The organism is Legionella bozemanae, from assembly GCF_900450575.1.
Classification (GTDB): Bacteria; Pseudomonadota; Gammaproteobacteria; order Legionellales; family Legionellaceae; genus Legionella; species Legionella bozemanae.
Genome location: NZ_UGGY01000001.1, coordinates 3,159,322 through 3,172,805, shown reverse-complemented (window position 1 = coordinate 3,172,805; position 13,484 = coordinate 3,159,322). Strand labels below are relative to the sequence as shown.

Below are 13,484 nucleotides of genomic sequence, written 5' to 3'. Positions count from 1 at the left end.
GCTATAGGGAGTATATTCGTTTGATGGTAATTCTTTGATTACATAGTGATACAAAAGGAAGGTTTAGCCACTTCGTTCTTTTGCATTCCCTTCTCACTGCTAAATAAACGCAAGGGGTTTGCGGATGATTTTACAATAAATGGATTGATCGCTCCATCCCAAGGAATGAATTGTTCCATACTGCGGAAAAAACATAATTTTGGCGGAGATAAAATAATTTTTTGTTCATATTGTTGACAAATTTTTAATAATTCTTCCATCTTATTTTTAATTTCTTTAAAGACCTGTTCATCCTCAATTTCTCTATATCCATAAGCTAAAGTAATGTGAAATACGGTGGGTATTTTATTTTTTAAGCCAAACTCCTCTGCAAATTGTTGAATAATTGTTTGCTGCTCTGAAGGAATAGATAAAATTAACTGTAACTCAGAAAAATAATTTACAGCTTCAACTGAAATTGAGATATTAAAATTTAATTCAAGCAGTCTTTTATTCATTTTTTGAAAAATCGTCAGTTTTTTTGATATAAAAGAAAGCCAGTTTTCCGGAGTCTCTTGTTGAGTATACAAATTACAGGTCGTCATGTGATAGCTTTGGTAAGGTAGAGGGGAAAAGTAGTTACATAGAACTGAAGTGTTTTTAAGAAAATAGTAAATATCCTGCCATAGTTTTTGATTTGTTTGTCCTGCATCAGCAATAATGGTTACACCGGGAAATTCCAGATAATTGCTTTGATCATCGATTTTCATTAGAGAGGCATAATATATTAATATAACGTGGTTAATATTTTATTTACCTTGCCAATGCTGTGCGTCTCGTGATGTGACGATAAAATTCGATTTGTTCCATTGCTTTTTTCAAGGATACAGGCGGCAGCTCCATCACCAAAAATGGTGCATGTTTCCATATCTTGCCAATTCAATCCCGCTGAAGCAATGTCACTGGAAACAATAAGAACACGTTCATATCGTTCTCCTTCGACCAAATACGAGGCAATGTCTAAGGCACTAATAAAACTTAAACACGTACTGTTTACGTCAAAACAGGCAGTTCCTGATTGTTCTAACCCCAATTGTTTTTGAATTAATGCAGAAGTACAGGGAATTGCTTGTTCTCCCACGCCACAAGCACTGATGATGACATCAATTTCTGTTAATTTAATATTTGCTTGCTGCGCTGCAACCAGCGCTGCTTGTGCTCCCATATAAGAGGTTGTTTCATCTGGAGATGCAAAGTATCGTGAAATCAATCCGGATTTTTTTTGTACACTTCCTTTGGGTAAATTAAGTTGAAAATCAAGTTCTGTAGAAAGAACTTTGTTTCTAGGTAAATAAGATCCCATTCCTGTGATTTTTACAGTAGGCATAATTCATTTCCTTTATTGCTTCAATGCATCTATTCTAGAGGGGGCATAGACGAACAGAAAGCCATTGATTATACTTTATGTTCATTTGTTATTCAATTGTATTGCACTAAAAGTGTATTCAATAAAATGACAATTCAGTTTCATTAAAACTGTCAACCCATGCTGATCCATGATAAATTAATAATTATTCATGGGATGATTTGCAAAGGATTGTAGTTAGTGTTTGATTGGAGACAACATCTAAAGGTTTTTGCCCTCATATCGCTGAGCACAGGGCTGCAAACTTCGTGTATGGTTGGACCTAACTTTCATTCACCTAATCCACCTAAAGTCAAAAAGTATACTGAAAAACCGCTACCGACAAAAACCGTAAGCACTCCTGGAGCAGGTGGCCAAGCCCAAGCTTTTATTACCAATAAAGATATTCCTTTATTGTGGTGGGAGCTTTATCATTCCCCGGAATTGAATCAACTTATTCGCATGGGGTTAACCAATAGCCCCAATTTAGCTGCGGCTTCTGCGGCTTTGCGTGAAGCCCAGGAAAATCTCAAAGTTCAAATTGGCAATTCAATGTGGCCGTCAATAGATGCGAGCCAGATGGTGCAGAGACAGCGTTATTCCGGCTTACAAATAGGTCTTCCATCCGATAGTGTAACGTTTAATCTCGTTTATACTTCATTTAATTTATCCTACACCTTGGATGTTTTTGGGGGAGCCCGGCGTCAAATTGAAGCATTAAAAGCCCAGGTTGATTATCAGCAATTTCAAGTAATTGCTGCTTATTTGACCTTGACTTCTAACATCGTTACTACATCAGTAGCAATTGCATCCTATCAAGCACAAATTGATGCGACTGTTGATTTAATTAAGGCAGAACAAGGGCTTCTTAATATTTTAAATAAACAATATCGATTAGGAGGCGTTTCCCAAGAGGAAGTACTGACCCAACAAACCTTGCTTGAGCAGACCAAAGCGACTTTACCGCCACTCCAAAAAAACTTATCTCAGGCCAAACACGCTTTAGCTACGCTTGTAGGTGTTTTTCCGGAAGCCCCTTTACCCATTATTAAATTGGATCGCTTAAAATTACCCAGAGAACTGCCTGTGAGCTTGCCTTCAAATCTTGTCCGCCAACGTCCTGATGTGCGTGCTTCTGAGGCCTTACTTCATCAAGCCTGCGCCCAAATTGGGGTAGCAACAGCCAATTTATTTCCGCAATTTACCATTACCGCTAATGAGGGATGGCTTAATACTTCCTTTGCAAACCTGTTCACTAAAAAACATGAGGTTTGGTCTTTAACCGGACAAGTGGTTCAGCCTTTGTTCCATGGTGGGGCTTTAATGGCACAGCGACGTGCTGCGATCGCGGCCTATCAACAGACTGCCGCCCAGTATAGACAAACTGTATTACAAGCTTTTCAAAGCGTGGCAGATGTTTTAAGAGGATTGGAAGTCGATGCACGTACATTGCAAGCACAAATAAAAGCCGAAAATGCAGCACGAGATGCTTTAAATCTTACGCTAAAACAATATCGCTTAGGTGGGGTAAGTTACATCAATTTATTAAACGCGCAACAGCAGTACCAACAGACGCGAATCAGTCGTATTCAAGCTCAAGCGGTGCGTTACAGCGATACGGCTGCATTATTCCAGGCCTTAGGTGGGGGCTGGTGGCATAAACCTTGGTGTGTCAAAGAGTGTCTATGATGAAAGAAATTTTTTTGAAAAAACAGATGATTATTATGTTAGTTTTCGTGAGTATCCTTTTCGGCCTGATTTTTGGTTGGAAGGCTTTTACTAACTATATGAGAAATCAATTTTTCCTCAAATCGCAGTCACCTGCAGTTACGGTATCCACAATGAAAGTTGAGCCTTCATTATGGCAACCTTCTTTAAAAGCGGTAGGGAGTATGCGTACACGCCTTGGTGTGAATGTGACTACAGAGCTTGCGGGTATGGTACAGACAATCTATTTCACGCCGGGGGCAACGGTTAAAAAGGGCGCTGTTTTGGTGCAATTAAATGCAGGGACCGAACTTGGATTATTGCATTCATTACAAGCTCAGGTCGAATTGGCAAAAATTACCTATAAACGTAATAAGGCGCAATTTGCTGTGCACGCAGTAAGTAAGCAAACGGTAGATGCTGATGAATGGAATCTCAAAAATTTACAAGCCCAAGTTGCTGAACAAGCTGCAACTACGGAAAAAAAGACAATCCGTGCCCCTTTTGCGGGACAATTAGGCATTAATAGAATTAATCCAGGGCAGTATCTTAATGTAGGGGATACAGTGACCACATTACAATCCTTAGATCCAATTTATGTTGATTTTTATTTACCCCAGCAAGATTTAGGTGCGTTAGAGCTTGGACAAACAGTAAAGCTCACCACTAATACGTTTCCTGACAAGTTTTTTCAAGGAAAAATCACTACCATTGAACCTATTGTCGATAGTGCTACTCGCAATGTGCTGGTAGAAGCGACTATCCCTAATCCTGATTTTCAACTGAAGTCAGGTATGTTTGCTCGAGTTGAAGTTGCTGCCGGAATGAAAAAAAGCTATCTGACTTTACCGCAATCAGCGATTAGCTTTAACCCTTATGGAGATATTGTATATCTGGTTAAAGAAAGCAAACAAAAAGACAGCAATAATAAACCAATTCTTATAGTCAAACAGGTTTTTGTAACCGTTGGCGATACACGAGGGGATCAAATTGCTATTTTAAAGGGACTGCACGCAGGAGATATTGTGGTTACCAGTGGTCAATTGAAGCTTAAAAATGGCAGCCGTGTTGTAATCAACAATGGAATACAACCAAGTAATGAGGCATTACCAAAGGTAGTAGAGCAATAGCGGTATACAGGATAGTAAGCATTTTGTAGTCGGGGTGAAGCGGAACTTGAGCAATGAGGAATTCATTCAATGGTTCACTTGAGGTAGACACAATATCACCCACTACGTAGCGCGCTTTATGCGCGGTATCGAAGGTGTACCGATGAATCAAAATTGTATCAAAAGCAAGATCTTCTGGATACCGCGCATAAAGTGCGGTAGGTAGGGTAAAAAAAATTTGTGAGAACTGCCCAGGACAGCGCAGTGCGTAGATTGGAAGTATTTGTGGAAATATCTTAAGGATTTGCTGTGTTACACCCACGCTCAGTATACGAGGAGTTTATGAAGTGAGTTGCTTCGGCTAAATTAATAATCTAAGGATTGTAAGAATGCGGTTTACGGATATCTTTATTAAAAGGCCTGTACTGGCTACAGTGATTAGCTTAATGCTTTTAGCAATGGGCTTACGCTCTATTAATTCTTTACCCATAATGCAATATCCGTTTACACAAAATGCCATAGTAACGGTTACTACGACTTATACTGGTGCAGATCCTGATGTTATTGCCGGTTTTATTACTACTCCTTTAGAGAATTCAATAGCTCAGGCTAGTGGTATTGATTATATGACGTCTATCAGTACTTCTAGCACAAGTACGATTACAGTAAATCTTCTCCTAAATTACGATCCTTTGAAAGCCTTGTCCGATATCACCACCAAAGTGAATGCAGTACTGAATCAGCTCCCTGCAAATTCCCAACAGCCAGTGATTACTGTTACGGTTGGACAAACGATTGATTCGATGTACATAGGATTTTATAGCGAAGAATTACCTATTAATAAAATTACTGATTATTTGATTCGGGTAGTACAGCCGAAACTGCAGGCAGTTAATGGAGTCCAAAAAGCAGAAATACTTGGAAATCAAACTTTTGCTTTACGCGCATGGCTCGATCCGGTGAAGTTGGCAGGATACGGTATTTCTGCAGCAGAAATCGGAACTGCTCTTGCCAATAATAATTTTATTTCAGCGGTGGGTCGTACCGATGGACAGATGTTTGTCCAAAATCTTACTGCAAGTACCGATCTAACTGACGTCAATCAATTTAAGAAGATGATTATTAAAGCGCAAAATGGAGCAATCATTCGTTTGGGCGATGTGGCTACTGTAGATCTAGGGGCACAAAATTATAATACTTCAGTCAGTTTTGATGGGCGAACAGCAGTTTATATCGGTATTGTTGTGGCGCCTTCGGCTAACCTTTTGACGGTAATTGATGATATAAAAAAAATATTTCCCACAATTCAGGAGCAGATGCCTCAAGGTTTGCAAGGAAAAATTGTATATGATGCCAGTTTATTTGTTAATTCTTCCATCCATGAAGTCATCCTTTCTTTATTAGAAGCATTTTTTATTGTAACAGTTGTTATTTTTATCTTTCTTGGATCGATTCGTTCTGTTGTTATTCCAATTATTGCTATTCCTTTATCTCTTATTGGAGCCTTTTGGGTTATGCTCATTTTGGGTTATTCAATTAACCTGTTAACTCTATTAGCTATGGTGCTTGCAATTGGTTTGGTAGTTGATGATGCGATTATTGTTGTAGAAAACGTGCAACGCCACATAGAGGAAGGAAAAACTCGATTTAAAGCGGCATTATTGGGGGCACGTGAATTGGCAAATCCAATTATTGCAATTACAGTCGTTTTAATTGCTGTTTATTTGCCTGTTGGTTTTATGGGTGGTTTGACTGGGGCTTTATTTACCGAATTTGCTTTTTCGCTTGCTGGTGCAGTAACTGTTTCGGCAGTAATTGCATTAACTTTATCACCGATGATGTGTTCCAAATTCCTTAAAATAGGGGAGGGGGATAGCAAGGGACGTTTTATGACTTATGTTGATAATTCGTTTGCAAAACTCGAGAAATCTTATGAGCGAATTTTGTCGGCAACCTTAAATCATTTGCCAGTTGTTATTGTTTTTGCTGTGATTATCCTTTTTAGTAACTATTTTCTTTTTATTACTACAGAATCGGAGTTGGCACCGCAAGAAGATCAAGGGATTATTATTGCCCAAGTTACAGCGCCGGCCAATTCATCATTGGCCCAAACGAAACTTTACGCCAATGAAGTGAATGAGATTTTTAAAAAATATCCTGAAACGGATCATATTTTTCAAGTTGATGGTGTTCAAGGATTAAATACATCCATAGTCGGCATGGTTTTAAAACCTTGGGATCAACGCCAACGAACATCGAATCAATTACAGCCTTTAGTTCAAGAAGAACTTAATAAGATTGCCGGGGCTAAAGTAGCTGCGTTTCAGTTACCTTCATTACCCGGAGGCGGGAGTGGGCTTCCTATTCAATTTGTGATTAATACGACAGAAACTTTTGATAAATTGAACGAGATTTTACAACGTATTTTAGAAAAGGCTTATGCTACAGGTATTTTTGCTTTTATTGATCCTGATCTCAAAATCGATAAAATTCAGACTAAGGTCAATTTAGATCGCGATAAAATATCCCAGTTTGGTTTAACTATGCAGGACATTGGCAATTTATTTGGGTCGGCATTGAGTGAGGGGTATATTAACTATTTTAATTTCGCGGGACGTTCCTATCAGGTTATTCCACAAGTAAAGAGGGAGACGCGTTTAAATACTGATCAAATATTGAATTATTATATGAGGACCGCTGCAGGAGATTCGATCCCTCTTTCTACAGTTGCTACATTGCAGCGACAAGTAGTTCCTCAATCTTTAAATCATTTTCAACAGCTCAATTCGGCAACAATTTCAGCAGTTGCTTTTCCTGGTGTGTCTATGGGGCAAGCTTTGGATACATTGGCTAATATTGCCAAAGAGATTTTGCCTCAAGGCTATTACATCGATTACGCGTCTCAATCAAGACAATTTATTCAAGAAGGCGCCAGTCTAATTATCACTTTTTTCTTTGCGTTAATTATTATCTTTTTGTCATTAGCTGCTTTGTTTGAAAGTTTCCGTGATCCACTTATTGTTTTGATTAGCGTGCCTATGTCGATTTGCGGCGCAATGATTTTTGTTAGTTTGGGTATTGGTAATGCTAATCTTAATATTTATAGTGAAGTTGGTTTGGTTACATTAATAGGCCTCATTAGTAAGCATGGTATTTTGATTGTGCAATTTGCCAATGACTTACAAGCGAACGGGCAAAAAAAGTTAGATGCGATTAAAGCTGCTGCTGCAATTCGCTTGCGCCCTATTTTAATGACCACAGCAGCTATGGTTTTAGGGGTTATACCATTAATCTTTGCTACAGGCGCTGGCGCTGAGAGTCGTTATAATATTGGTTTAGTGATCGCAATGGGTATTTCAATTGGTACTTTGTTTACTCTTTTTGTTGTTCCCGCAATGTATCTGTGGTTAGCAGAAGATCATTCAAAAAAAGCTGCAGCTGAACATTTAGAGGATGAAGAATCTTTAGGTTAGTTATTTATCGCCTGATGGAACAGTGGAACTCAGAATCGATGATGCACCAGATGTCGCTGCCCTCATCTTCCCGAACAAACTTAGGGAGTTGCTATAGGCATAGCGGGCGCTTCATACCTTTTAGTTTCTACTTCTTTAGAGGTGGTGGCAAACAGACCAAAACGTTTTGTAAGCTCCCCGAGTGGAGGGGGATTTTTTACCGCATCGTTGATTTCATTAAAAAGTTTTTGTCGGGATGGGGTGTACAAACCCAATGCTTCAAGCAGCGAAAAAAAGCACATTTTTAAGTAATCAAAACTTAAAGTATCGACTTGTTTATGTGCCAGAATAATTTGTGCATTTTTTGTAAAAAGAGGCTCTTCAAATTGTTTTCTTATCTTGTCTAAACGTTCTTGAATTTTCAATGTCTTATCGTTAGCAATTTTATCCAGTTTGTTAATAAGTTTTGATTTTTTATTTAAAGTTTGTTCATTTTCAAATAAGGAAGTTTTTTTGCTAAAATAAATTTTAAATTGAGCCAGAGCGACTTGTACTGCATCGAGATGATAATATGCAGCATAGTATTTTTTTTCAAATTTACTGATTTCTTTTTTCAACAGGTTTTTGATGTTTTGATCAATATCTTCCGCTGTTTTGGATTGAGTAATAATGTCATTTTTGAGTTTCAGTAAGTAAGCTTTAAGTTCGGTTCTGTATTCTTTGTCTGTATATTGTAAGCCTATGGGACGATTGCGCATTACTTTCTGATGTTTATCGAATGACTCAATAGTATATTTTTCAATAAAAGCCAGTTTCTCTTGTTCCTGGATTGGAACCAGGCCCTCTAGATAACCCAATTTTTCTTTTGCAGTGTCTAGCCGCATTTGATGGGTTGCTTTTACGCCCAGGTAGTAATGATGACTTGCAACAATTAACGCTTCGACTTCAGTAAAATGGGGATCATAGGCTTTAAGTCCAGAGTTACATAGTTTATCAAGTTTATGATCTTCAGGGTATTGGCTGGGGGCGATTTCGACTTTTTTATCTTGCTTAAGTTTTGCCAGTTTAGGTAATGCTTTTTTATAAGCGGCACATAACTCAATTTTAGCGTGCTCCAGAGGAACTCTTGGTCGGGTAGCAGTAGAAAGATCCAACAAGTCGACAGGCGTTGTCACTTCAAGATACCATTGGTATAGGTTTTCAATAGTTTTGAAACTTTTATCTATTTTTTTTAGATATCTTTTTGTACTGCCAACCTGTTTTCTAGTGAGTTCAATTCTTGTCTGCAGAGGTTCTTTATCACAAACTAACCGTATACGTGTCGCTGAATTCAAGTCCAGAGGATGTAATAATCCTTTAAAGAATTCATCTATGATTTGTCTTAATGGACCTGAGAATGTTCCTGGGACAAGTCCTAATCTGTTTTCCCAGCGATCCGCTTCAAGAAGCATTGGAGTAAATATTTTAGATCGCATCTTCTCGAGATTATCCATTATTCCATCATGAGAAGTGCTCGTAAATTCATTGAGTTTTGTTGTAAGCTCCTGATATAGGTAAATCATATTTGGTGTTTGCAGGAACAATTTAAAATAAGAATCAGAATTCTTAATCAGAGCCTCTATAATCAAGGTTGCTTTTTTGGCGCGCAGATGTAATTCATTCAACTCTTCAGTTGTTAGATAATTCGTATTTTTTAAAGCTCTAATGTGTTTGGGGCCAATATAAAAAGCATTAAGAACATACCAAAGTGGATTGTATTCTACTTTTGTGGATCCATAGGGAACCTGTTCGGGGCCAATCTGGTATGCATCAGAATGTTCCTGGAATGTTGCATAAAGATTTTGAGCCTTACCAATTAAATCACGCGCCATGAATCCCAAATGGGGATCGGTAGCCAAACGTTTGGCTGACTTAATAATTTCATTAAGATGTCCATAAGCTTGTAATAAATAGTAAACATAACGGCTTTTTGCACTTTGATTATTTAAATTTTCTAGTTCAAGGACTACCCCTTCTAAATGGAACATACTGTTAAATATGTCTTTTAAAGCACAAACTTGTCTGCTTTGAGTCAATCGCTGGTTGTTATCCTCCATCTCAGGGAATGGCGGTGTGGAGGGAGTTACGACAACATTTTTCAAACTGGTAACTATTTCTTTTATCGGAATTACCTCTATCACTTCAGGTTGTGATCTCTCTGAATAAGGAGTTAACTCTCTTTTCATTGCATCATTGAATAGTTTAGTCACCTCAAATAAGGATTGCCTAAACTCATGAATGCACTTGGAATAGTTTTTGTGCTGGATGACATAGTGTTCTCTACCCGTTTTGGGGGCTGGTTCTAGTACCGCTGAATTATTTTCAAGGGTAAATTTTTCTTGAGCTGAGTCATAAAACCGTTGCGCTCTTCGATTCCATTCATCTGTGATGCGCGAAAAGAATTCTTGGAAATGTCCATCTAAATCTAAGAACATTCGAACTGATGGGGCATCTTTTCTGTGCATTGTTCTGTTTGATAAGAGGGCAACCAAATATTTATCAAATTTCAAAGCATCCTCTTTCATTTCAGGGGGCACGGCACAAATGAAATAGGGTTGAAAAATACTATATAAATTGCGACATTGATCTTTTACTTTGGGATCGAGACGATCCAAAAGCAACATATTCCTATTAATCTGAGGTCGTGCTTGTATTTCCTTTCTGAGCAAGGTAATAAATTGAACATAAGCATTTTGCACAACCAGAAATTTATTATGCTTATTTCGATACCATTGATAGATCTCAAGAGTTTGATCTGCAGTTAATTGCTCAGGATTTCGCAGTAATTTATCGCCTTCTATTGTTTTAAAATGCAGTTTTGCATCTTTTTTGCGTTTAGCAGTCAGGGCTTGGGACTCTTTTTCGTCAAGAAATGTGTTTTTGGCAAAATTATAATATGCTTGGCTTTTATCTTCCCATTTGGCAAAAAAATCCTGGGCATGTTTGTCCAACTGCAAAAACAAAGATGCGGGTGGTGCTTCTAAAATTTCTATTGGTTTATTTTCAAGTAACGCAGCTAAATAGTTCTCAAAATTTTGAGCAGCATCTTTGAATTCAGGCGGTATTGCATATTTTAAATAGGGTTGAAAAACAGGAAATAAATTACGACATTCTTCTTTTGCTTTATCATCAAGGCTTGTTAGCAGCAAGTTATTTGCATAAAGCTGTGGTTTGTCTTCAATTTGTTTTTTTATTATCTGGGCAAAGCGATTATAGGACCCCAGAATTTTTTGAAACTCATTTTTACTCATCCACTCCAAATTGATGCGGTCGAGGAACTCTTGGATATTTTTATCCAATTCCTCAAAGAGTTCTATTGATGGGATGTTTGTGATCTGTTTTTTGCTAAATAAATCCGATAAATAGTGTTCCAAACTTTTCGTTGAATCTCTAAATTCAGATGAGGCAATTGAACTTAAGTAAGGTTGGAACTCCTTGAATAACTGATGGCACCTATTTTTGACTTTATCGTCAAGATTGTTTAGATCCAAACTCTTTTCATATAGAGCGGGTTTTGCTGCTATGTGTGTCTTTACTAACTGTATAAAACGCAAATAAGTATATTGAACCCATTGAAACTCTGTTTTTGTGAGTTTGGATTTTTTATCTTTATCTTGCTCAAGTTGCAGCGGAATTGATTCATCAAGAGTATACACATTCGTTTTTTCACTATACGGGAATAAAACTAGATTTGCCTTTTTATGAACTGAATCAATTAAGTCTTTATTTAAATTAATATGAAAAAGCTGGCTGTTCTCATCTTTAGTAATTAAATCAGTCAGTGCTTTTTCTTTTGCTAAAACGCAACTTGCGTGGTCTGCAGGAAGCTGCCTCCTTACGAAACGCACAGGTCTTCCTATAAAAGAGTACCAGTCTTCTTTTTCAGGCCCTGTCAATCTCGAGATAATAAGTTCATTTAAATCGATATCAAGTTGGGCCATATAAGGCTTGAGAAGCTTATAGTGTTTTGTTAGTTCTTTCTTTACTTCGGGGGGGAGTTGATACAAACGAAGGTTGTTATAACGTGTGTCCTTTAATAGTGCAAAAAATTGCGTGCATGCGATAGATGCTTTTTGAATCTTATATAATGTTTTATTGGCTTTATCGATCCTTTTATAGGTCATTTCCAACCTTAATTCGATAAATCGAGAGTCTTCTATCTCGAGTAGCTCTTCTCCTTTTGTCTTAAAATCAATTGCTTTTTTAGGTAAATAAAGTATTTTCTCATACAAGGATTTGATCTTTTCCATCAGAGGAACAGATAACGTCCCGGGCTTAAGCATGGCGTAATCTTCGATTTTATCGACTAAACCAAATAAAGTAGGTAACACCTCATACTTAAGTTGCGCTAATTTATCACGGATCAAATCCTGAGATGATTCACTGAGCTCTCCTATTTGTTCTAAAGAACTCATGGATAAAGTGATTATATTGCGAATTATATGAATGTAATTTAAAAATTTAAGTGAAACAAAAACGCTGTTTCCTTTTAAGTTTTCTATATCATTCAATAAATTAAGCGCGGCTTTTTGTAACTGATCCAGCTTTTCTTGATTAAGTTTGGGTTCAGACTCTTTAATTTGCGAAGAAAATTGTTCTATGTAATGGGTTAGTTTATCAATGTAGCTTGGTAAAACCGCACTGAATTGAGTAAGAAAATTATAATCTACATCCCCGCTAAGGGGGCGCAGCTGATCTACGGCGATTCCTGCTACTTCACCTACTTTATAGGCTAAAGGCATAGGTTCAAGTGCTTTTACTAGAGCTTTTTTCTCATGTGCATGTTTTTTTGCAAAAGATTGTATTTGGCTAAATAAAGGCAGAATAAGGGATAATTCCTCTTGAAACATCTCTCTGAGATCAATATCTAAATGAGTGAGCAGGTAACTTGCTTTATAAGCCAGGTCAATTGTTTTACCGTAGAGTAATTTGAGATCAGAACCGGTTCGTTTTATGTTTCTGACATCTATGTTTTCCAAATCTAAAAAGGTCAGGCGTGCATAGTAAAGCGCATTGATTAGCTTTTTAATTTGCGAAATATTATCAGGATCAAGAGAGTAATTAGAAAAAGGGGCCCATGATGTGTGGCCTTTTCTTGAGGTGGCTGACAGAATTCGTGCTTTAAAAGCATCCAGTATAAAAGGGAGGGTATGATTTCTTTTTGATGTAATCTCAAGAATCTCGGGCATAAAAGGCTCTAGGTCTTTAGGAGTAAAGCCTGCGTTTAAATTAATTTTGAGTTCTTCATTTTGGATTACAGCAGTGACCAATTTACCTGTGGGATCAAGAACCGTGTATTCAAGACCTGTTTTGACCCTACGTACATAAAAGGAGCCCTTTTCCAGTTTCCCGCCCTCAGTCATCAAGGCAATTTTATATGTAAATGGTGATGGAGCTTCAAACTCTTCTAAAATGGCATCTTTGATCGTCTTTTGGTCGGGCGTGATGACTGAGTAGGCTATTTTTCCCTTTTGTTCCCTTATGTATATCTTTCCGGGCTTTAATTCTGTTTCATCCGACATGAAGCAAAATTCATAACGAGGGAAATAAGGCACTATGCGAGGATTAACGTGCTTGCTGTATAGAATATCAAAAATTTTAGTGTCAATTCGTTCCAGTAATTTAGATATCTGGTTCTGCTTAAATGACTCTAATAATTTTATATATTCTTCAAATATCATTACAGATAGCCTAATGAAGTCATAAATTGTACGCTGTCAATATTCGCCGGCATTAAGAATATCACAGTTTGGCAATATTTTCGCCTGTTATTCTAGATAAATCAATGACTAA

General features: G+C 37.5%; 5 protein-coding genes and 1 pseudogene. 3 read left to right on the top strand and 3 right to left on the bottom strand.

Features of this window, described 5'->3' with window-relative positions:
• Nucleotides 1–38: 38 nt before the first annotated feature.
• Together DY223_RS14015 and DY223_RS14010 are read right to left on the bottom strand one after the other, a co-directional pair.
• Nucleotides 39–749: a DUF1868 domain-containing protein gene (locus tag DY223_RS14015; RefSeq protein WP_058458764.1), complete on the bottom strand. Its 711-nt coding sequence runs from the start codon at nucleotides 747–749 to the stop codon at nucleotides 39–41.
• Nucleotides 750–799: 50 nt separating this feature from the next.
• Nucleotides 800–1,366: pseudogene (locus DY223_RS14010) on the bottom strand (beta-ketoacyl-ACP synthase III); the annotation flags it as partial.
• A 219-nt stretch (nucleotides 1,367–1,585) separates the two neighbouring features.
• On the opposite strand from DY223_RS14010, the gene DY223_RS14005 reads away from it, so the two are divergent.
• From DY223_RS14005 to DY223_RS13995, 3 genes are all read left to right on the top strand, one after another.
• A complete protein-coding gene (locus DY223_RS14005; RefSeq protein WP_058458763.1) occupies nucleotides 1,586–3,073 on the top strand; it encodes an efflux transporter outer membrane subunit in 1,488 nt (495 codons plus the stop codon).
• Nucleotides 3,073–4,221 (top strand): efflux RND transporter periplasmic adaptor subunit, encoded by a 1,149-nt coding sequence (locus tag DY223_RS14000; protein WP_058458814.1) that lies wholly within the window; start codon nucleotides 3,073–3,075, stop codon nucleotides 4,219–4,221. Before DY223_RS14005 ends, DY223_RS14000 begins: the two co-directional genes overlap by 1 nt.
• A 368-nt stretch (nucleotides 4,222–4,589) precedes the next feature.
• Nucleotides 4,590–7,673 (top strand): efflux RND transporter permease subunit, encoded by a 3,084-nt coding sequence (locus tag DY223_RS13995; RefSeq protein WP_058458762.1) that lies wholly within the window; start codon nucleotides 4,590–4,592, stop codon nucleotides 7,671–7,673.
• Nucleotides 7,674–7,753: 80 nt separating this feature from the next.
• On the opposite strand, the gene DY223_RS13990 is transcribed toward DY223_RS13995, so the two are convergent.
• Nucleotides 7,754–13,372, bottom strand: a complete 5,619-nt coding sequence (locus DY223_RS13990) for a hypothetical protein (RefSeq protein WP_058458761.1) — start codon at nucleotides 13,370–13,372, stop codon at nucleotides 7,754–7,756.
• Nucleotides 13,373–13,484: the final 112 nt, after the last annotated feature.